The sequence below is a fragment of the Micromonospora fulviviridis genome (assembly GCF_014648395.1).
In the GTDB taxonomy this organism is placed as follows: Bacteria; Actinomycetota; Actinomycetes; order Mycobacteriales; family Micromonosporaceae; genus Micromonospora; species Micromonospora fulviviridis.
This window is the reverse complement of sequence record NZ_BMRA01000002.1, coordinates 688,597-710,803: the sequence shown is the minus strand read 5'-3', so window position 1 is coordinate 710,803 and position 22,207 is coordinate 688,597. Positions and strand designations below refer to the sequence as shown.

General features: G+C 65.8%; 13 protein-coding genes. 6 read left to right on the top strand and 7 right to left on the bottom strand.

Translation table 11 applies throughout. The annotated features are described in order from the left end of the window. Positions 1-85: 85 nt before the first annotated feature. From IEY96_RS08290 to IEY96_RS08270, 5 genes are read right to left on the bottom strand one after another with little or no spacing between them, the layout of a single operon-like run. A complete protein-coding gene (locus IEY96_RS08290; RefSeq protein ID WP_189194185.1) occupies positions 86-2,821 on the bottom strand; it encodes a sigma factor-like helix-turn-helix DNA-binding protein in 2,736 nt (911 codons plus the stop codon). 41 nt (positions 2,822-2,862) lie between these two features. Next, on the bottom strand, positions 2,863-4,872 hold the full coding sequence (locus IEY96_RS08285; protein WP_189194184.1) for an AIPR family protein: 2,010 nt from the start codon (positions 4,870-4,872) through the stop codon (positions 2,863-2,865). Next, on the bottom strand, positions 4,869-5,876 hold the full coding sequence (locus tag IEY96_RS08280; RefSeq protein ID WP_189194183.1) for a PD-(D/E)XK motif protein: 1,008 nt from the start codon (positions 5,874-5,876) through the stop codon (positions 4,869-4,871). The genes IEY96_RS08285 and IEY96_RS08280 overlap by 4 nt, the downstream gene beginning before the upstream one ends. Continuing rightward, on the bottom strand, positions 5,873-8,686 hold the full coding sequence (locus tag IEY96_RS08275; RefSeq protein WP_229791444.1) for a Z1 domain-containing protein: 2,814 nt from the start codon (positions 8,684-8,686) through the stop codon (positions 5,873-5,875). The genes IEY96_RS08280 and IEY96_RS08275 overlap by 4 nt, the downstream gene beginning before the upstream one ends. A 47-nt stretch (positions 8,687-8,733) precedes the next feature. Beyond that, the gene (locus IEY96_RS08270) at positions 8,734-10,212 is read right to left on the bottom strand and encodes an ATP-binding protein (protein ID WP_189194182.1); all 1,479 of its coding nucleotides are present in this window, start codon (positions 10,210-10,212) and stop codon (positions 8,734-8,736) included. A gap of 335 nt (positions 10,213-10,547) precedes the next feature. Between IEY96_RS08270 and dcm the strand changes: the two genes are divergently transcribed. Next, positions 10,548-12,497 (top strand): DNA cytosine methyltransferase, encoded by a 1,950-nt coding sequence (gene dcm / locus IEY96_RS08265; protein ID WP_189194181.1) that lies wholly within the window; start codon positions 10,548-10,550, stop codon positions 12,495-12,497. A 17-nt stretch (positions 12,498-12,514) separates the two neighbouring features. Here dcm and IEY96_RS08260 read toward each other — a convergent pair whose 3' ends face one another. Both IEY96_RS08260 and IEY96_RS08255 read right to left on the bottom strand, forming a co-directional pair. After that, positions 12,515-13,819, bottom strand: coding sequence for an ATP-binding protein (locus tag IEY96_RS08260; protein ID WP_189194180.1), 1,305 nt, complete (start codon positions 13,817-13,819; stop codon positions 12,515-12,517). 41 nt (positions 13,820-13,860) lie between these two features. After that, positions 13,861-14,265 (bottom strand): very short patch repair endonuclease, encoded by a 405-nt coding sequence (locus tag IEY96_RS08255; protein ID WP_189194179.1) that lies wholly within the window; start codon positions 14,263-14,265, stop codon positions 13,861-13,863. 525 nt (positions 14,266-14,790) lie between these two features. Here IEY96_RS08255 and IEY96_RS08250 point away from each other — a divergent pair. From IEY96_RS08250 to IEY96_RS08230, 5 genes are read left to right on the top strand one after another with little or no spacing between them, the layout of a single operon-like run. Then, on the top strand, positions 14,791-17,535 hold the full coding sequence (locus IEY96_RS08250) for a Z1 domain-containing protein (RefSeq protein WP_229791442.1): 2,745 nt from the start codon (positions 14,791-14,793) through the stop codon (positions 17,533-17,535). Beyond that, positions 17,528-18,526: a PD-(D/E)XK motif protein gene (locus tag IEY96_RS08245; RefSeq protein ID WP_189194178.1), complete on the top strand. Its 999-nt coding sequence runs from the start codon at positions 17,528-17,530 to the stop codon at positions 18,524-18,526. The genes IEY96_RS08250 and IEY96_RS08245 overlap by 8 nt, the downstream gene beginning before the upstream one ends. Further along, positions 18,523-20,478, top strand: coding sequence for a hypothetical protein (locus IEY96_RS08240; RefSeq protein WP_189194177.1), 1,956 nt, complete (start codon positions 18,523-18,525; stop codon positions 20,476-20,478). The genes IEY96_RS08245 and IEY96_RS08240 overlap by 4 nt, the downstream gene beginning before the upstream one ends. Beyond that, a complete protein-coding gene (locus IEY96_RS08235) occupies positions 20,475-21,368 on the top strand; it encodes a hypothetical protein (RefSeq protein ID WP_189194176.1) in 894 nt (297 codons plus the stop codon). Before IEY96_RS08240 ends, IEY96_RS08235 begins: the two co-directional genes overlap by 4 nt. Beyond that, positions 21,365-22,177 carry a DUF6339 family protein gene (locus IEY96_RS08230; protein WP_189194175.1) on the top strand — a complete coding sequence of 271 codons (813 nt, stop codon included), beginning with the start codon at positions 21,365-21,367 and terminating at the stop codon, positions 22,175-22,177. The genes IEY96_RS08235 and IEY96_RS08230 overlap by 4 nt, the downstream gene beginning before the upstream one ends. Positions 22,178-22,207: the final 30 nt, after the last annotated feature.

The following is a 22,207-nucleotide window of genomic DNA, read 5'->3' as shown; positions in this document are numbered from 1 at the left end:
ACGGCGAGAGCGTGCTGACGGCCATCCTCAGGGGCTGCCGAGGTGACTGGAAGGGCGCGACCTCGTCTTCAGCTTGCGCTCAGTGTCAGCCGGCTCGTCCGTGGCCGCGCAGCAGTCGAGTGGTGCTCCTGTAGCGTTCGGCGGCCTCGCTGCCTGGCTGGAAGTACTGCACCAGTCCTGTGGCGACGCCGTCGGGGCCGAGAATGGACATCGACCGTTCGTCCGCCGCTGCCTGGACAATGCTGAACGCCTCGTGCTCGCGAATCCAGCACACGATGCGCTCGCCCTGCGACCTGGCTCTGGCCAGCATGACGTTGGCACGGAACTTGGACGCGTCACCGGAGCTGTCGTCGACGTAACGGGCCCAACCCGCGATCTTGTCTCCATCGTGCACGGGAACGTCGGAGTGCAGTTGGTATGCCAGCACAGCGGCCTCCGCCTCGTGCGGCCGGACCCACCCCACACTGCGGTACCCCGTGGGCACTGACACTGAGCCGATGTCGGACGACACCTGGTCGTGCTGTTCCCCCGACCCGGTGCCGATCATCTCATCGTTGGCATCGCCCTCGTCGTATTCGTTCCGCTCGTCCTCGGGATCAGACCCGTCACCTGGTGATTGCTCTACCCACTGATGGCGGGGACGGGTCCATACCTGCTCCAGGAGGCCGGCGATGTCATCATCGCCCCGCTGCCGGTAGGCGGACAGAATCTGCCGAGGCTTGGCATGGACCGGAAGATCAACTGCCACGGCCAGCGCCATCTGCGCGTCTTCCGGGTCCCCGACGCCCTCGTCGCAACCCGTAAGCGCCGCAGCCTGCTCCAAGGGGTGGTCCTCCGGGTTGACCGGATCCTGGAGCGAGACGTTGAAACGACCGTACGGCTCGAACTCGAGGAAGACATTCTGCCCCTCCTGCGCTTGCAAGCGGTCGAGGAACCTCTTGATCGTTCCGCTGGACGGCTGGAGCCCCGTCCATCGGATGGTTTGCGTGCCGAGCTCCGACTCCAGCTCCACCACCTCGCCTTGTGCGCATCCCACGAGGCTGGCTACTCCAGATGGCACCGGGAAACCAGAGCCGCGGAGATGGTCTCGGGTGACGGTGACACGCAACTTCCACCAGCCGTCGTCGTACTTGAAAAGTCGGCGAGTGGCGCTCGGCGCCTTTCGGGGCGCTGCTGGGGACTCTCGACGTCGGACCACACCCTGCACGATCTCGTAGTCACCGTTTCCGGCGTAGGCCTGCACGCTGCTTGGAGACACGTCGAATCGGCTGGTGATCGACTCGATCAACTGGCCGATCTCAACTTCGCCCCCTGCGGCGGCGAGTTCAAGGCCGATCTGCTGTCGGATCGACGTGTATTCCTCCAGCTGCCAGCTCGCAAGCCCCCAGGTCGCTCGGTCGGTCCTCACGAAGCGTTCGTCGTCGCCCAACTGGTTGGACAGGCTCCGGATGCTGTTGTCCCGGCCCATCTGCAGCTGCAGCTCGTCGATATGGAGTGGTTCGCCAGTCGCAGCCAGAAGAGCCGCCGCGTGATCATTGAGGGAGCGGGTACGGGTCAGGATCTGGTTGTTGTGAAGCACGTACCCGCACCAGCTGAGCCAGGCGACCAGTTCGGTCTTCGGCATCGAGGTGGCGGCGGTGACCGCGGACAGGTCGACCAAGCCGTGTTCGGTCGCGAAGTCCTCGAGCAGGATCCGGGTCTGCTCCCGTGCGGCGGCGACGTCGGGAGCGGCCGCCCACCCGTCCGTCACCTCGAAATAGTCGTCCAAGCGGTCCAGCACGAGCCAGAAGGGGACGTTCACCACCGGGACATCGCGGGCGAGGTCGGGGTGCAGGGTGATCAGCCGGTCCAGCGCGGCGATCGGTTGGATCTCCGTGCGGAGACTGGCCAGGAGATTACCGATGGCGGTGCCGAAGTGGAACCTTCCGGCCAGCACATCCTTCACCTTGGTTTCGATCTGCCGGATTCGCTCGCGGGACACGTCGAAGTCGGTCGCCAACTCGGCGAGTTTCTTCGGAGGCCTGCCGAGGAATCGATCGCGCAGAATTCGCACCTGTCGTTCGTCGAGCTCGGACAGGAACGCTGTGAACTCGAGGACCGGGTCCACGCTTCCGTTGGCGGAAGCCATGTCTGCCGCGGTGAGTGAGTTGAGCCGGAGAGCCGTTTCCTGGATCTCCTCAGGCGCGCCGTCCTCGATCACGACTTTCAGCAGGGGCTCATCTCCGCGGCGTCGGATCTGGCGCCAAGCCGCCAGCTGGGTGAGGTCCTCGAGCAGCTGAAGCTGCGCGGGAGGCAGGTTCGCCTGCCGCGTCCCGCCCAGCGGCTGTTGGTCGTCTCCCGGGTCCTCCCACTCGTCCAGCTCCCCGGACCGGACGATCGCTGCCGAGACGAGAGCCGTGACGGCATCCTCAACCGTGTTGTGCCCCGTCCCGCGCACGTCATAGAGGTCCCTGACTGTCAGCGGTTCGAGGTCGGCGACCGTCTGCACCTGCAGTCGCTGGAATGCCGTCCCGACCCTGGAGCTGGTCGCTAGAGTGGACAGGGGGAGTCTGCGGGGGACCGTGGGAAAGCTCGGCCCGAAGGTGGCGGTCGGGTGACGGAGGATGAACAGCTGGGCGAGGTGACGGCACAGCGTCTCGTGCTCGGCCGTCATCGTCGTGACCGCCGGCGACTCGGTAATCCACCAGTCAGGTGAAGGAGTCAGATCGGTGAGTTCGTGCGCTGTCGCCGGCGTGTACGGGGCCAGCCAGGGCAGCAGCCGGGTCCAAGGCGCGTCATGGTACGCCTCAGGGGGCAGATCCCCGAATGCTGTGCTGGTCACAGTTGTCCTTTCATCGCTGGTGCTCGACGTCGAGTCGCTGATCAGGAGTTGGCGTGGAACCCGAGCCGCTTCGCCTCGTCCATGAGTCGGAGCGCCTGACTTGCCTGTTTGTCGGTGACTGTCCAACTGTTGTTGACGTACCGACCCACGGTCTCGGCCAACTGGCGTTGCCACGGCTGCAGGTTGCGGGTCTCCTTCGCCCAACGCCCCACGGCAAACCACTCGGGTGCGGGGATGGCCATCACCGAGGCGATGTCACCGGTGGTGTTGTCCTCCGGCGCGGCCGGAGCGCTGTCCTCGAGGGGCTGGTCAGCCAGCTCCGCAATGAGGTCGTCCGGCACCGTCCACGGAATGGCGAGGACCGCCTCCCAGCAGTCGGGGCGCTTCGCCCACTCGCCGATGTTGGTGCCGCCACGGAGAGGGTTGACGATGACCTCGCGTACCGGCACGCACAGCTCGTCCAGTGCGGCGGTGAGGGCCGGCGTGAGGCGTTGGTCCCGCCAGATGCGGTCAAGGTCGATACGCCGGTTGGTGGCTTCGGCGATACGAGCGATCGAGTACGACGTGATGTTGATCTTGTAGCCACCGAAGTCGCGGGACGCCACGATCTTGTCCGTGGCCTTGAAGAGGATTGCTTTCGAGATCAGACGTTGACAAAAGCTGACGTTCACGGACGGTACGTTCTCACCCATCCGCATCATCATCTCGCGGAAGTTTTTTTCGGCCCCCCTGCTGACCAGATAGGGGAGGCCGGCCCAGGCATGGATGAACTTGGCGGCGTCCGACTTGGTGAACTTCTGGCTTATCGGGTGGAGGCTCTTGAACTTGCGCTGATTCGCCGGCGTGCGCTCGCGGGCCAGAGCGTCGGTGTACTGGCCCCGGGCACGCTCGTAGAACCAGCGGGTCTCCTGCCCGCTCCCGTCCGCTGCCGGGGCCCACAGCGAGCGGGTGACCTGTTCGATTCCCACGTGCAGCGGGTGGTTGGAGCTGAAGTCGACGACCGTGACCTTGTTCTGCGTATTCGAGTACTTGGAGATCTCCGGAACGATCTCCTGCAGCCGGTCCGGAGAGACCCGGGTCAGCTTCATCTGGACATGCACCCGACTGAGGTCGGCCTTGTCCCGGGTGTGGGCGTAGTGAATGGACGCAGTCGTCTGGCCGCCGTTGACGATCTGGAGATCGTGGATCCGACTGATCGCTTGGCCGCCACCGGGGAGCTCGGTGAACTCGACGGTGGACGCCGTGGCCGTGATCCCGTTGTTGTAGGCGAGGAAGCGGTCCGGGTTGTGCAGCAGGGTCTCCCGGATGCCCCGGTTGACTCCGCCCTTGGTCTGCAGGAAGGAGCGGACGTTGAGCTCCAGCAACCGTGTGCCGTGCCGGCCGTAGAGGTCCGCGAGGTCCTGGCCGGGAATGATGGCCAGAAAGACCGAGTAGTTGCGGTCCGTCTCAGGAGTGGCCAGGCAGGGCAGCGGCGGATCGAAGTCGACTGCGATGGGTTCACTGAGCGTCCCGGAAGAGGCTAGGCGGTGAAGCCGGGTCAGGTCCCAGACCTCGTAGGTCACCTTCAGGCCATCAAGGTCGCCTGGCGCCAGCGTGGAGACGGCGCTGACGACGTCAGTGAGAAGGAAGAGACGGATGCGGGGAGCCTCCGACAGGGCCTTCTCCACGGCGGCACACATGTCGTGCACGTCGGAGGACTCATCGATGTCCCGGGCCAAGCCGTCACGGCACTTGCGGACGAAGGTCGCCAGTCGCTTGAACAGAGTCTCGGCCTGTGCCCGGGGAAGACGCTCCTCCTCGGGCTTGAGGCTGAACTGGGTGATGAACAGATCCAGGGTTCCGAGCGACTCGTTCGTGCCGTAGCCGTTGACCTCCAACCCCAAGGCCCTGTGGTAGGCGGTGAAGGTGTTTTCGACCTCACCGGCCTGCTCCAGTTCGTCCAGCACCCGACGGGTGAAGGTGTCAGGAGCGGTGGCGTTCTCCGCCTCGGCTGTCGCGAGCACGTCGGCGACGAGCTCCCGCGCGTAGGCCGACAGGCTAGTCTGGCTCATGCCTCCCCCTTGATGATGCAGGCGACCCGCTCAGCGGAGACACCGTACTGATCCAGTCCGACAGTGCTTATTCGGTAGCGGCAGTCCCCGACACCCGACCGCAGGTCCGCCTCCACGATTCGTGGGAAGTCGCCGTTGACGTGCCAGAAATCGGTCCGGCGGACGGTGTACCGGGCGTCGTCGTACAGATGTCGATGCTCGGAGAGGTAGCCGACCCGAACGAGCCGGTCACCGAACTCAGCTCGTGCCGGGGCTGTCGCCATCATTTCCTTCACGGAGTCGACAACATCATTCAGCGACTGTCCCGAGCCGCTCCGCCGCTCGTCCACGGACAGGTGGGCCAGGAGCAGATGATCCGTGCCGGTTTCGTCGAGCTGACGCTCGCTGGCGATGACGATGCTTCCGGGGTTCCTGCCTGCTCCCGTCTTGACCTCGATCGCGCAGCTCGGTAGCTCAAAGTCCTGGTTTGCTCCGGTGGGCCCTCGCCAAGCCGACACCGCGTCCTGCGGCGAGAGGACCGGAAGGAGATGGTCACGGAGCACCACGAGTTCCCCGAACAGACCTCGTCGGGCGTCTGCACCGAGGCCGGTGTCGCGGAGGGACTGAAGAAGATGGCGCCAGTGCTCGAAACGCTCGATCGCGGCGGTGAGGGCCTCTACCGGCCCGTCCGTTGCCTGAGCTGTCATCGCTACGTCGGCTATCAGCGGGTTGAAAACTTCTCGGCGATCGTCAGCGGTCAGAACGACACGCAGCTCGGCGCTCCCATCAGGAGCGGTCGCGAACTGAAGCGCCAATCCTTGGGTACTGGCGACCGTCGGGTTCCGTTCCGCCACCGCCTCGGCCGCGGCAGCCGGTACCCGGAAGAGCAGCACCCGCCGCCCGCTCGGCTGTTGAACGGCAAGGAAGATCTCGTGCTGCGAACGCGGGTACAGGCGACGGGCAACTACGCCGTAGGGGTGGTGCTCGGCTTCGAGCGGCTCCCAGTCCTCCTCGTCAATTCTCACTCGTCCGAGTCCTCGTCGTCGTCGTAGTAGTCGATCTCCTGCTGGCGCCAGATCTCGTTGACCACATACTCGGTTTCGGTCGGGTGCTCAGAGAAGGGGAAGCTGATGGCGAAGCCGACAAGTGGAAGGACTTCCTGCTTCACGTTCGGCCTGGGGTGTTCAATGGGATAGATGACTAGGAGAGGTTGCTGAACCGGTCGAAACCTGCGCAGAGACTGACCCGTGGGCACTTCAGGCTCTGTGTACGTCCTGCCCTTGCGCTCCGCCCATGCGCGGCGCGCGGCCCTGGTGGCTGCCAGAGCCAGCTCCTTCGCGTCCTCAGCAAGGTCGCGGCTCTCATCAGCAGGATTCAACACTCGCTTGATGACGAAGCGCTCGCCTTCGATTGCTTGCTCGGTTCCGTCGACCTTCGGAGGGCGGCGCGTGACCAGTCTGATGGTGCGAGTTCCGATCTTCTTCTCTCTTCCGCTCGGTGTCCCGACCAAGCGCACAGTCCAGTTGGACAGCTCACCGAGCGCGGCGCACCGGCGGATGTACTCGGCGATGAAGGCAGGTCGCACGCGGTAGGAGCCGCGATCCGTCAGGTACCCCTCGAGGAAGCCGTCGATGATCTCGGCTGGTGGCACGTCCCGCCAGACCAGGCTGTTGGTGTCGGAATCGGGCTCAGAAAGAGTCGCGAGTGCGGTGACGAAGCGTTCAAGGTTGTCAAAGTTCTGTCTGACAACCTCGGGGCGCAGGCTGAAGATCGTGGTTTCGGGCAGCTCGCCAGAGTAGCTCAGTCGGACCTTGAGACCGCGGCGCATCTTGTTGGCAGCCGTGACTGCGAGTCCTGCTGAGGACGAGCGAACTCGCAGTCCGAACCGCTTGGGCGTCTCACCGAGAGCCGCCATTTCCTCGAAGTCTCGGCGAAGCTCGTTGTCCGCCGCAGTGATCTCCGCGTATGCGTCTCGGAGGCCAGGCGTCGTGTACAAGCGGCAGAGGTCCTCGTAGCCCGGCCGGTATCCGAACCAACGTCCCATCTGCAGCAAGGTGTCGTAGGTCTTCGACGCGCGCAGGTAGTAGCTGACGCTCAGGCCTTCGAGGGTGAGACCTCGCGAGAGCTTGTCTCCGCCGATCGCGATCACCGAGACGCCCGTCTTCCGATGCTCGTAGTACTCGAGCGCGTCCCGTGAGCTGCCGTTGATCGCTCGTACATCGATCTTCTGGAGCGCAGGCCTCAGCTCCTGCTGAACCTGGGACCACGAGAGCGGCGCCGCATCCTCGGCTGGAAACATCGCGCTGGTCGGGGCGAAATCCCGATTCCAGACGTCACGTAGTTCAGCGAGCACCTCAGCCGCTTCACCGCCCATGCTGTCCCGGAGCCGGTCGCTCATGAGCCCGACGTACTCTTCGATCTGGTCACGGACCCGGTTCTGCACATTCATGTACCGGGTGACGTGCACCAGCATCGAGTTGTGCTGCCTGCCCTGTCCCCTGGCTCTCCTTGCGGCGCAGGTCAGTACAAAGGCGTCAAGGGCTTCACGGAGCGACGCAGGCAGTTGCTCCGGCGGCAGCCACTCCTTCTTGTGCCGAGGCGGCATCCAGGCTTCGTGGTCGTGGACCGGGCGGAAGATCGGCAGGGCCTTGATGTCGTCCTCGTCCGAGTCGTCGGAGCGGAGGCCGAACACCCGCTCGGGTCCCAGATAGTTTGACGGTGCGGGCAGGCTCTCGATGAAGCTGTCCGGAAACAGATCGAGCCCGAAGGCCTCGTGATCCGCGTTCGGTCGGATATAGATGTTGGCGAACGGCGTGGCGGTGTAGCCAACGTACGCGGCCTTGTCGAAGCTGTTCAGCAGGTGCCTGATGGCGGCATTGATGCGGGTGGGATCAGCATCCTCGTCCTTGGTCGTGTCGATGGAGGCGTGGTCAGCTTCGTCGTCGATGACCAGTAGCGGGACGTCCCGTACAACCTTGGGCCCACCTGCGACAGTCGGCTCTCCCTCGACCTCGACGATCCACTTTCGGACGTACTCGAGGATGCTCTGGTGCTTCTTGACGACTAGGACCACCGGGTAGTTGCCGATCGGCAGGTTGAGATTGCTGGCCACGTGGCGCCGGAAGTCGCCGCCCTCCGCGCTGTTGGTCAGTGAGGCGATTTTGAGCCGCTTCACGCCTGGCATCACGCCGACGCCAATGCGCGCCGTGTTGTTGTTCTCGTCGTAGCGCTGCTGATATTGAGTATCGAAGCCGAGGAGGCCCTCATCCACGCGGAGCTGGGTCTGGCTACGGAGGCTGTTGTGAATTCCGGCGAGGATCACGATGAGCTTGTAACCCGCGTCAGCCGCCTTGCAGGCAAGCCCGATGTAGTTGCCGGTCTTGCCCGACTGGACTTGGCCGACCACGAGACCGGTGCGGCGCCACGAACCTGGGCGCTGCGGGTCCTCCATCTGTCGGAGAATGCGGTCCGTGCTGTGGTCGAGCCGCCGCACGACCCGCGGTGGCATCAGGCGGACGTTCTCCAGGTAGCGGCGGTAGCGATCCCAGAAGTCCCAGCTGCGCTCCAGTTGAGCTTCGGTCAGCCACTCGATGTGGTCCCGATCGTCGGTCAAGCCGACGGAGTCGTCCTGCCACACCGCGACGCGGGACTGAACCTCTTTGAGCAGCAGTTCCCGGTCAAGCAGGTGGCCCCGGGATTGTTGCATCATCCAGACAGGGTCAACGTTCTCCTCGACCTCCTTGTCGGTCGCCTGGCGATCCTGCGGCAGCATGGCGAGTACCAGCCGGATCGCCTGCTCCATTACGTCGTCGTTGTCCTGGGTGTGCGCGGTCACTGGGCCCTCCCCGTTGAATCTGCTCTGCGCTAGCCCGCACTAGGCCGTCAGCGTTGCTGCCAGAACCCGTCGAACTGATCGAAGGGCGGCATGAGCGCCAGTCGCTCCTTCGCCTCTCTTGGTGTGCGGCCCTGCGCGACGAAGGCCGCGTAGATGCGGTTCGCCACATCGCCCACCTCCTTGGATGCAGCTCCCAAGAAGGGCTCGGGATCGTCCGTGACGTCGCCGTCGTGCATGATCCGGAGGGCTGCGACCGGCACGGTCTCCTCGAGGAGCCTGATCAGCGCCTTGGCGTCGACCGCGGCATCCGGCCCACCTTGGAGGACCTCCCGCACAAGCGGGTGATCGCGGTTGATGCGGCAGCGGATGCTGCCGTCCCGTTTGTCGACACGCCAGGCGTAAATGAACTCCGCGCCATGCTCCCGGGCAGCGATACGTCCCCGGTGGCTGAGCACCTCCGCGGCGCGGCTCCGGGCGGCGGTACCGATCCGTTGAAGGTGCCGCCGGACCCCGACTGGGGGCACCGCCGTTGACTTTCGGACGTCGATGGCCCATTCGGCGTCCGCCTCGGCCGGCACGTCGACGATGATGCGCGCGAGGTTGTATCGCTCGTCCCGTCGGAAGCCGCGGATGCCCAGCCAGTCGCCGGCCAGGATCAGTCGATCCCGCCGGTACACGTAGAAGCCCTGCTGGTCGAGCCAGCCTCCCGGGCCGGCCGCCTGTTGCTGCTGCTCGGGACTGAGCTTCTTGGGGTGCGGCAGGATGAACGGCTCGATGCGGACCGTGTGGTTGCCGACAGGCAGCTCCTCTGCCGGTAGTCGCTGGACCGACGGGTGACCGGGCAGGAAGGGATCCCAGGCCTTGACCGGTGTGCCGTTGACGGTCATCGCGATCCGGTTCCTGCCCACGAGGAACCGCGCGAACACCATGCCCAGGTGCTCCTCGACCCGGCTCGCCTCCGCGTAGAACTGTTTCTGCGCCCGCGCGTCCTCGTTGGTGAGGCCTTCCAGGGCGAACCGGTGCAGATCTCGCCAGATGACGGTCGTTCCGGCACGGCCATCGGGCCGGAGTTGCTTCAGAACCGTGCCGGTCTCCTCGTCGGTTCCGTGCAGCAGCCGCCACTCGCTCGTCTCGGAGACCACGGACAGGTCCCAGGTCCGCACTGCCTCTTCAGAGCTGGTCTCAGTCCTCGTGCCCACAGTGAGGCGGGCTGCCTGCGAGAAGGAAGCGCTCTTCAGGCCCATGCCGAAGCGCCCGAGATCCTCAGAGGCGCGAGCCTGGTAGGAGCCACGCGCCGCCACGGTCATCGCGGTGACGACTTCCTCCGCTGTCATGCCCCGGCCGTCGTCCACCACCGCAACCCAGGAGGCGGGGCCTGACCAGGTGAAGTAGACGTCGATGCGACGGGCGCCGGCAGAGACGCTGTTGTCGACCAGGTCCGCCACAGCGGCCTCGACGCTGTAGCCGAACGACCGCAGTGACGTGATGGTGCCCGCGGGGTCGGGGTTCGCGATGTCATAGCTCAAGGCAGTCGGCTCCAGTCGGTGCAGGAACCTTGTCGGTGCCGCACAGTCGCACTCGTTGCTGCCCGATCCAGCCAGGCGTAGCCGGATCTCGGCGGACCTCGAACCTTGGAGCGGGTGTCGCGAGTATAGGTAGGTGACGCTGCTCTCAGTCAGCCCCGCAAGAGCGTTTCTTATAGCTTCCGAGCAATTTGTTCCTTTTGTTCTGCCAACATTGAGCCGTACGGGCAATAGTTGCCTCAGATCAACGGTGGCCTGGGATCCGTACCAGTATCTGTCGCGGTGTGTCGCCACCGGCGGTCGCTGACTTGGGCGCCGTGGCGGTAACCTGCCTGATCGTGACCAGTGAAGACCAGCCCACCGCCCCTGCCCGACGCCGTGGGTACGGAGTCAAGCTGGTTCGTGGTCCTTTCGTCCGGCTCGCACCGCACCCCGCGGCATGCTCGGGACCCGAGGAGCTCATCTCCCTCGCGGCGAATCTCCGCGCCGAGGGTGGGCGGCTTGCAGCCGACCTGTTCAGTGGTGCCGGTGGACTGAGCCTCGGGCTCGACGCCGCCGGCTACAAGGTCGTGCTCGCGGTCGATCATGATGAGGAGGCAGTCGAGACTCACCGCCATCATCACCCGGGACTCAGTGTGGACTGGGACCTCGGTGACCCGGACCGGGTGCGGCAGGTCGGCGAGCTCATGAAGGCCGCCGGAGTCGAACTCCTGGCGGGCGGCCCGCCGTGTCAACCCTTCTCAAAGGCGGGGCGCTCGAAGATCCGACACCGGGTCCGCCACGGTCTCCGTGATCCGTATGACGAGCGCCGCGACCTCTGGCGGTCGTTCCTGGAGATCGCCCGGACCGCGCGTCCGCAGGCCGTGCTCATGGAGAACGTGCCCGACATGGCGCTCGACAAGGAGATGTTCATCCTTCGCACGATGGTCCACGAGCTCGAATCGATCGGGTACTCGGTCGAGGAGCGGTCGGTGGAGACCTTCCGTTACGGGGTCCCGCAGTTCCGTCAGCGACTCATCCTCGTGGCGCTACGGGACGGCGTCCAGTTCACCTGGCCGCGGGAACAGCCCGAGCGGGTCACGGTCTGGAATGCCATCGGCGACCTTCCTCCTGTCGAGGGGGGATGGCGGCCGGAGGGTGGCGCCGAGGGCTGGAGCGATTACGAGGGCCCGGTCAGCGAGTTCCAGCGCCGGATGCGCAAGGCGGTGTCCGCGAGCGACAAGCACAAGGTCTTCGACCACATCACCAGGCCGGTCCGCGAGGACGACGCGCGTGCCTTCGAGGCCATGGACCACAGCACGCGGTACAGCGACCTGCCGGACGAGGTGAAGCGGTACCGGGACGACATCTTCGACGACAAGTACAAGCGGCTCGACGAGAACAACCTCTCCCGGACGATCACCGCGCACATCGCCAAGGACGGTTACTGGTACATCCATCCTCGTCAGAACCGGACCATCACGGTCCGCGAAGCGGCCCGCCTGCAGACCTTCCCGGACTGGTTTCGCTTTGCGGGTCCGCCGTCGGCGGCGTTCCGCCAGATCGGCAATGCCGTGCCGCCGCTGCTCGGCGAGCACCTCGCCGGTGCCGTGCGGGCATCGCTGGACAATCCGCGTCCGGTGGCGGCCACGACCCAGGACATCGCGGCGATGCTCGCCGGATGGTTCGACAGCGCGTCCGTTCGGGGTCTTCCCTGGTTGCGGGCTGAGACGCGCTGGCAGGTGATCCAGGCCGAGATGCTGCTGGACCGGGCTCCGGCCGAGGTCGTGCGTTTCATCTGGCCGCTACTTGCCCGCTGGCGGGCGCCTCAGGACACGGTCCTGGCGGAAAGCGAGCTTGTCGAGATCAGCAAGTGGGCATCGCGGCCGCAGCGTGCCGGGACGATTCTCGAACTGGCGGGGCGGCTCGCCGAAAACCCTGAGCTGCTCGATGATGACGATCATCTGCGCCAGGTGGCTGGGCTGACGGAGGCGGTGGCCGACTTGGCGGTCCTGGTCGTGCCCGCGCATGGAGATGAGGATTCCGAGGAGCCCGTCCTGGTGACAAAGGGCGTACTGCGGGTAGCGGCGCGCTTCAGTGGCGATCCCGTGAACCGCCGGAACCGGCTAACCGACGGGCGGCTCGAGATTGCCCGAATGATCGGCGCGGACAGTGACGCGCGACGTGCGCACCTCGGACTGGTTGAGCTGGCGAACACCCTGTGCCGACCGGTGGAGCCCGAGTGCAATGCCTGCCCGCTGCAGAAGCTCTGCGTCGAGTCCCGCGCCGACCCGCTGCGGCTCTTCTGAGCCGGGCCGCGGAGGGCTCAGCCGTCGAGCCCCAGCGACTTTGCGATTTCAGGCGCCTCCCTCCGCAGCGACGAGGCGATCCGCTGCCACGCGTCCCATTCGCCGGCCTGCATCGCTGCGGCTCGGAGCGCCAGCCCGGCGGTGGTCGCGGCCTGCGTGGCGGCACGGACGTCGGGAGCGGCATTGAGGTCAGCGGGGACCGGCTTCGGCTTGGGTCGTGCGCTCCGGCGGTAGGCGTCGTTGGCGTAGATGCAGAGTTCGTTGACCGGCGCTTCGAGCATCTGACGTAGCTGCGCCGGTAATGAGACCCTCATCTTGGCCACGTTGATGTTGAAGGCCGAGTCGAGGTCGGTGCTGAAGTCAAGAGCGGCACGCGCCATCTTCGTGTGCTCGTCAATGCCCCGGATACCGCTCCAGCCGCCCCACTGCACCAGTCGGTTCGCCCGGTAGACGTAGAGGCCCTGCTGCCGGTTCCAGTTGAGCGGACCGGAGAGCCGCTCGAACTCGCCATGAGTGGAGAACCGATCGCGCGAAGGGAGGATGAAGCGTCGAAGATCCACGTGGCCTGACACATCACCGACCGTGACCTCGAAGCGCTGCGCCGGTAGCTCGGACAAGCCAGGCTCTTCGGGTGCAAACGGGTTCCAGGCCCTGACCTTCTGACCATTGACCGTGATGACCAGTGGAGCCTTGCCGTCGACGCCCTCGAGGAAGCGGTGGAACACGACTCCGAGGTGCTCCGCAGTCTTTGCGGCAAGGTTCTCGAATCGGCGCCGAGCCCAACCGCCCTCAGGCTGCTTCTCGGGCAGCACCCGGTCAAGGTGACGCCAGAGGACAACCGTCCCGGTTCCCTCGGCCAGCCACTGCTTGGCTCTGGCGACGTCCGGATCATTGCCCGGGTCCACCACGACCCATTGGTCCCATTCCTCCACTACGTCAAGGTCGAGGACCCGGGCCGACGTCCGAATCACCTCCGGATTGCTCCGGGAAACCACCGCCACCGATCGGCACTGCGACAGTGAGGCGGTCTTGAGACCCAACCCGTAGCGGCCCAGCTCGCCCAGCCTGTAGGTGCGGCGTGTGCCGAGTCGCAGGCCCTCAAGCAAAGCGCCCGGCGACATGCCGCGGCCGTCATCCGCGATGTAGACCCGGGACCTTGATCCCGCAAACTCGATCATCACCTCCACCCGGGTCGCTCCGGCAGCCACGCTGTTGTCGACGATGTCCGCCACAGCGGTGGGGAAGTCGTAACCGATGTCGCGAAGCGAGCTGGTCAGGCGGGCAGCCGACGGTGCGACATCGAACCAGGCCTTGCCGGGCATCTGCCCACCTCCGTCAAGTCGTCGGGAAGAGGACCAGGATGTCACACATCCTGTGTTGATCTTGAGTCAGGCTTCGGCGTGGTGAGCAGCTGCCGCCATGTCTGATCAATCTCGCTGGCGACTGCGGCTGGGTCCTCGTGCTCCCAGAAGTGGCGGACCTGCCAGCCCAGCGCTGACAGCGCCGTGTCCTTCTCCCGGTCCCGCTCGACGTTGCGCTGCAGCTTCGCCTCCCACCACTCGCGGTTGTTCTTGGGCATCACGCCGTGCTGAGGGCACCGGTGCCAAAAACAGCCGTCGACGAAGACGGCCAGACGGGCTCTGGTGAAGACAATGTCGGGGCGTCCGGGCAGTGCTGGATGGTTGATCCTGAACCGGAGACCCCGGCGGTGAAGCTCCCTCCTGATGAGCAGCTCCGGCTTTGTCGATGCGCGCCCCATCCGCTTCATCTGGTTCGAGACAGCCGCGCTCAGAGGGGCAGGACGGCGAGCGGCAGGCGATCTCAACCTCCGCCCGCCCATTTGTCCCACCTCTCGCCGCCGAGGAGTGCCGCCTCCGAGTCCATCCCTATCACCCCGCCCGGACAACCTCACTGCCGGGAGCCCGTGCCTGCCCTTTCGTGCCGTTGCGTCCGGGCGATCAGCACCTGAGGATGGACCGCCCTCGGAGGGCAGCAGGAATCGCCTGAACGGTTGATCATTCAGGGGTCCCGCAGATGGGACCGTTGGCGGTATCGTGCGGGAACCGCCAGTGGGGAGGTGGGAGGATGCGGCCCGGGCCGGAACCGCAGTTGTGTCCGGCGGACGTACGGGGCCTGCTGTCTGAAGCTGGCTCCCGCGACGACCACGTGACTTACGTATTCGGAGAGAGGCAGCCGACCTCTCCTGCGGAACGTCCCAGTCGAGCTGGCGGGCGAGCATCGATGTCGATGGTCGTACTTTGTCCCGGAGCGCTCGCTCGAATGCGTCGATCGCTTGGAGCAGGAAGGACAGGAGCCGGCCAGACGCCGCTTGCCCACGCCCGCGGCATTGATGAACTGGGGGTTCCAATTGATTGAAGATGTGCCCGAGGACGAGCTGCTCGACCTCGTTGCGCAGATCTCCCGGAACGTCTACGGAGGCGGAACAATCCAGGCAGTCCGTCGCCAGCTCGGCCGGTGGGTCCCGGCGCACATCCTGGATCGCGCCGTGCTCACCTTTGAGACGCAGACGGGACGAGTCCGCGAGCTACGGGATCCTCGGTCCCTGGTCGACAACGAAAGGCTGACAGGCCGATGGTATGCCGGCCCTCAGCCGGGAGATCTTTTCTGGCCGGCGTTGCAGCAGCGACTGGCAAAGTCGGGTCTGCGGGGAGAGCCTTTGGACTCGATCAACGCCTCATCCACCAAGATTGTGTCATTGCTGCCGCGCCCAGGCGACGTCGAGATCAGCGCACGTGGGCTTGTCCTCGGTCACGTGCAGAGCGGGAAAACCACCAACTTCATGTCCGTCGTCGCCAAGATGTGCGATGTCGGCTATCGCCTCGTCATCGTGTTGTCGGGGATCACTGACAACCTGCGCTCGCAGACCCAGCAGCGTCTCGAGAAGATGCTCGTCGGCGACGCCCATGGCCGATGGCACCTGTTGACGGGCAGCTGGTCCGACTTTGACGCCAATCCCCGGAACGCAGCAAACCTGCTCGGCAACCCGGAGCACCGGCTGCTGGCGGTGGTGAAGAAGAATCCGTACCGCCTGCGGCGGCTGGCCGAGTTCCTGGACGCAGCTGGCAGTGTCCTGCGCGACTGTCCGATCGTGTTGATCGACGATGAGGCGGACCAGGCAAGCATCGACGTCGGAAGCCGCGGTCGGCAATCCAGGATCAACTGGCTCATACGAAGGATCCTGAACAAGCCCAAGGTCGCCTACCTGGCATACACGGCCACGCCCTTCGCGAACCTGTTGATCGACCCCTCGGTACCGGATGACCTCTACCCTCGGGATTTCGTCGTCGATCTCCCGTGCCCGGACGACTACTTCGGCGCGGAGACGATTTTCGGACGGGACCTGCTCGCCCATGAGGATGGCAAGCCCGACCAGGGCTTGGACGTGATCCGGGAGGTACCGGACGGCGAGGTGCCGGAGGTTCAGCCGCCACGGAGCAGGGACTCGGTGGACAGCTGGCATCCGGGGGTGCCGTCCAGCCTTGCCGCTGCCCTGCGGTGGTTCGTTCTCGCGACCGCCGCGCGGCGCCACCGCGAGGGGACGCCTACCGATTCGACGATGCTCATCCACACATCGATGCGGGCCGTCGCTCACCAGCGCCTCGCGGTGTCGGTGGCAGATCATCTGGAGCGCTTGGCCGAGGACCTGCGTGCCGATGACCGGGTGGCCTGGGACCAGCTTCGGCAGGACTGGCGGAACGAGACCGAGCGGCTACCGGCTGCGGCCATGGGGTTGGCCCCGGTTCCGTGGGAAGAGGTGGCCGGCAACATCATGCCGGTTCTCGACCACATCGGCGTCGTGATCGACAACTATCAGTCAGGCGATCGGCTGGTCTATGGCGATGCCCCGGTGACCGCCGTCGCCATCGGCGGCAACACCCTCGCGCGCGGTCTCACGCTGGAGGGCCTGGTCTGCAGCTACTTCGTCCGGGCCGCATCCGCCTACGACACGCTCCTGCAGATGGGACGCTGGTTCGGGTACCGCCCGGGCTACCAGGATCTGCCTCGGATCTGGATGACCAACGAGCTCGCATCCTGGTTCATCGACCTGGCCACTGTTGAGGCGGAGATTCGCCAGCAGATACGCCGCTACGAGGACGAACACCTGACGCCCCACCAGCTTGCCGTCAAGATACGCAAGCATCCCTCGCTGGCCGTGACGTCTGCGGCGAAGATGCGCGCGGGCATCACAGTCAGGAACAGCTACAGCTGCCAGGTGGCACAGACGATCAAGTTTCATCATCGTGATGGGAACTGGCTGAAGCACAACATCACCGCAGCCGACCGGCTGCTCCGGAGTGCTGCGGTGACGCCCGGCGTGACGGAGGTCACCGCACGGGCCGGCCGCCGTCTGCTGCGCTCCGTGCCGGCCGACCTGGTGCTGAAGTTCCTCAATGACTACGAGTTCCACGAGCGGAGCCCCAACCTGCGCTCTCAGGCTCTGCGGGACTACATCCGAAAGCAGAACGCTCACGGCGCGCTCCGAAACTGGAACGTCGTCGTGGTCGGCCAGGAACGGGACCGAGTCGGACACATGGACCTGGGCGGCTGCAGAGTCAATCTCATCAACCGCAGCCGGCTGAGGACCCCGGACACCTATGCCGACATCAAGTCTCTGGTATCGACGTGGGACCGGGTCGCCGACCTCCCGGGAACCGTCGCAGAAATCCGGGCCCGACTCGACGGTGAACCCACCGACGATCGGTTGCGGGTTCTCCGCGACGGGGAGCTGGGGCCGGTCGGCCTGTTGTGTCTCTACCCGATCAGCCGGGACTCGGTCGACGAGTCTCACACAAGGGGAAAATATCCGCGGGTCGATCTGCGGGCCGAGCAACACATCATCGGTGTGGGCCTGTTCTTCCCTGAAGCATGGGGGCCGGAGGAGCAGGACTACGTCTCGGTGGATCTGTCGGGCATCGCACCGCCAGCGGAAGGGGTTGACGTCATCGACGTCGAGGCCCTCGACGCGGAGGACGAACGCGCCGGCGAGGAAAACGCGGCGGGCCGAGCCGATGGCTGACCGCGCAGAGGAGATCTTCGGCCTCCTCGAGGGGGCAGGGCTCCCGGCCGACCTGCGCATACGCCGCAGTGACACCCGGGTCGCCGCGGGAGCCATCGCCCATGGGATCGATTCCCGGGGCCGATGGCACCTCTTGGTGCCCCTGGGTGAAGACGAGCGTGGCGTCGAGGACGCCAGCAGCCGGGGCGTCACCCTCACCACACGGCGGCTTGTCGAAGGGCCAGGGGCGATGCCCACGCGGTATCAGGACGTTGTCTGCGAACTGGATCACCTGCACGACCTTTTCGCAGAGCTGACGGACGAGATGATCGGTCGCCTCGCAGGCAGCCCAACGCAACCGGGCTTCGTCTGCCTCACCGTACTGGACAGGTGGCGAGACCTTCTCTCGCCCAGCGACAGTCCGCTGCTGGGGATGGATGCACTCGCCGGGCTGTTGGCCGAACTTCATTTGATGGAACAGGTCGCCGAGCGGGACCCGGATGCCGCGGTGCGGCTCTGGACAGGGCCGGATGCCGCGCGCGCCGACTTCACCGGAATCGGCGCGAGTGTCGAGGTCAAGTCCACCAGCGCCCGGGAGCGACTCCAGGTGGAGATTCACGGTGTCGGACAGCTCGAGGAGCGGCCCGGCACGCATCTGTACCTCTACATTGAACAGCTCGAACGCGGCGACGGCGACGGCGACAGTGTCCCGGATGCGGTCGACCGCCTGCTCGGCGTCGGAGCCGACCGGCACGCCCTACTGACCAGGCTGGCATCCCTCGGCTACCGGACGGCGGATTCCGCCGCTTACAAACGCGTCCGCTACGGCCTGCGGCAGCGGCGCATCTACCTGGTCAACCGTCCCGGGTTTCCTCGGATCACCCACGGATCATTTGCCGATCCAAAAGTTCTCGATCACATACTGCGGATGAGATACACACTCGACCTGACCGCCGTGCCCGGGCAGAGCGACACCAGCCAGGCGATTGACGACCTGTTGGGGAAGCGATGACCTCACTCGGCATGTTCGCGGAGCCGTTCCCGCCCTACGGCGGCATCGATGCGCACTCCGCTCGCCGCACGCTTGGCACCTTTTCCATGGACTTCTGGCAGCTTTTCCTGCGGGAGACGCTGCAGAACAGCTGGGACGCGCGGGCCGATGCCAGCGAAGGAGTGACATTCGCCGTCGACGCGTGGCGCCTGACCGACGGCCAGTACGACTCCTTGCGGTGCGACCTCCTCCGGGACCGACCGGTGGGCTCTGAGCTCGGGACTCTCCTCCGCCGCGAACCGATCGACGTGCTCACCGTCACTGACACGGGCACCCGGGGCCTCGGCGGTCCCACTCGCGCGGACCAGGTGAGCAGCGGCAGGCGGGATTTTGTCGACCTGGTGCGCAACATCGGACGCGACCCGGCCAAAGGCTACGACGGCGGGACCTACGGCTACGGCAAGGCCGTTCTCTTCGAAGCCAGCTCCTGCGCCACGGTCGTCATCTTCACCCGCACGCAAGTTGAAGACAGGCCCGTGTCGCGGCTCATCGCGATGGCCTTGACCAGGCCGTACGACTTCGAGGGAAGGACGTTCACCGGCCGGCACTGGTGGGGCGTGCCGGACCCGGAGAGCGGCGCAGAGCCACTGACCGGAGAGCCTGCCGAGCGGCTCGCGCTCGCGTTGGGTATGAACCGCCTCCAAGCCGGTGCGACCGGGACGACAATCATGATCCTGGCGCCCCGGATCGACGAGGACGACAGCCTGCGGCAGGTGATCGACGCCCTCGGTCAGGCGGCCGCTGACTACGCATGGCCCCACCTGACGGCGCCGACCGGTGGACGACCGAGGTTGACGGTCGAGGTCACCTGCAACGGTCAAGCAGTCCCGGCACCGGATCCGGCAACCGACCAGCGCCTCAAACACTTCGTCGAGGCGTACCGCCGTTGCGAGACGGTCTTGAGGGGAACTGCTGCAACGCCCACCTCTTATCCCTGGAATGTGCAGGAGGTCCTTGGGTCCCGACCGGTGCAACGGTTGGGGGTTCTGGCCTGGCGGACTCACCTGCCCGGCGCCGCCGGAGCACACGAGCGGGCGGATGCCCAGATCGCCCTCATGCGGGGGCCGCGCATGGTCGTTGACTACCGCGACGTCACGGCGGACGCGTCAGGGCAGGCCATCACAGGTGTCTTCATCGCCGATCCAGAGCTGAACGACGACTTCGCGGCCGCCGAGCCGCCAACTCATGACCGGTGGCAGCCCCGTCTGGCGCAGCGCCAGCGATTTGCAAGAAACCCGGTGAGTCAGGCTCTGAACCACATCGACCGGATCTTCAAAGACCGGCGAGGAGCGGATCGTGCGGAGATGGTCGACGCGGAAAACGGTCCCGGCATCACCCGACTGGCCTCGCTGCTGGGTTCCCTGCTCGATACGCAGCCCGGCGGCACGGACCCGCGCATTCCCGCCCCCCGTGCCGGTGGCAGAGCGGACGTTTCCCCCGTCGATGCATCCGACCATCGGTCCCCCAACGGATCGCGAACTACCCCCGAGGAACGCAGATCCGGACCGGGACCTGACGTGGGGCGGGGACAGGATGAACGCGGGCGTTCGGTTCCAGCACCCAGGCGGGGCAGCGTCACTGTCCGCTTCCACCCGCAGGCGCAGCCCGCCCTGATGCCCAACGGCGTCCCGTGTGCCGATTTCGCGGTCGACCTCGACACGCGGTCAGCGGGCGACGGGGTGGTCCTCGTCGCGGACCCACTCATCGCTGTGGCGGACGGCCGGCCCGAGAAGGCGGATGATGGCGTCCGGGTCACGGTCATCGGATGGCGAAGCAGGGACACCGGCGAATTCCAGCCCGGTAGTCGACTCACTGTCACCCCGGCGACCCCGACGGCCTGGAGTATTCGCGTCACCCAGCCGAACGATGCCGCTGTCACGGTGACAGTACGAACGGAAGTGGGGGCGGCATGAGCAACAGCCCGCTCAGCGTCGGGTTCCTGCTGCCGGCCACCGATCGCATCCTCGGCGGAGAAGTGACCATCACTACGGCGGACGGCAGGACCATGCTGGCCGGCGGGGTGGTCCCGGAGTGGGACTACTTCAAGAACCTGACCGTGCACTGGCCGGTTTCTGTTGACCTCGCCGCCCTGCTCGATGACTGCACCCTGACGAGCAGGGCGAGAGTGCACGCCGTCATCGCCTGGCACGCCTCCGGCACAGGGACGCGGGGCGCCGGCCCCGTCATCGGCATCGAAGACGGACAAAACCTCGCCATGGCCGACATTCCCGGTGAGGAACTGGGTGGAAAGCTCCACCTCCGTCTACGGATCGTCCTTGCCGAGACCGATCCGGCTGCTGGTCGTCTCGCCCCCCGCCGCCCGGGCAGCATTCTCTGGCAGGACACTACGATCGCTGTCTTGGAGGGATCCGGCAGTCGATTCCCAGTTGTGCAGACAAGCTTCGCCAACTCCGGCATTGCCGACGGGCGACCGGCCATGTGGTACCTCAGCTGTGGCACCGATCTTGACTCCTCTGACACCGGCAGCATCCGGCTCTACCTCAACACCGATCACCCGGCTACAGCTTCGCTCCTCAACTCGCCCGACAGTGAAAGATCACAGGTCCTGGCCGACGTCATTCGCTATGACGCCGCACGGCAACTGGTCCTGCACGCCCTCAGCCATGAGGAGCTGGACCTCGATGGCGGATACGAGTCAGGCACGCTCGGTGATCTGCTCGCGAACCTGCTGCGTCGCTGCTTTCCGTTGCGAACACTCAATGAGCTGCGCGGAGACCGCCAGAGCGATCCAGGCGAGTTCGAGGCCCGCATCCAGGCCGCGCTGGGAGTGGTGAACAGGTGAATGTCCTCTGGGCCTACCCTCGACTCCCTGCGGGCATCGCCGAAGAGCTCCTGCACGCCCACTCCGCGGTGGATCCGGTGCAGCTCGCGCCGCAGGCAGAGACCACACACACCCGGGCAACCTGGTATCCCACGGCGCCGAACCGGGTCGCGGCAGAACAGCTCAGTGAGCTACAGCAGCTGGTTCGCAGAATCGCGCGGGACAACGGCTGGCCCGGAGCCTTGTCCCGCCAGGCCGCCACACAATTCGACCGACAGCTGGCCGGGGAGCTCTACCGGCAGATGCGGATCCTGCCTGCGGACGCGGCATCTGAAGAGGTGTGGTCCTTCCTCAGCCTCGTCCTGCTGCCTGACGTTGCCTTCTGGCGATGGCCCAACCCGGACAGGCGGCCCAGGTATGAACGAATCCTCGGCCAACCGCGCAACGTGTTCCGCCGTCTCTGGCACAGGGTTCACATCCTTGGAGCGGACCTGGGCGGCAGGCTGTTCGAGGACGAGGCCGTCGGACTGCTCGAGCGGCCATCACTCGGGAGCAACCCTCGTACCGCGCGAGCGATCGCAGGTGCCCACCTCGCGTTCGCTGACCGGTATCCCGAGGTCGCTCGCACCAGTCTGCTACGGGTCGCTGCTCTCCGCCTGCGGCGAATGAGCGTGCTTGTCAGCTTGGAGGCGCTGGATGACGAGCAGCTGGCTGAGCTGATGACCGAAGTTTTCAGCGGCGCTGTCCGGTCGTTGATCGACACGGTGGACGAATCCCTCCAACCGCAGGGAACGTACGGCGCAGCCCCTGTTCGTAAGTCCGGCCGCTGAGTCAGGCCGTCATGAAAACCTGGATGTGAA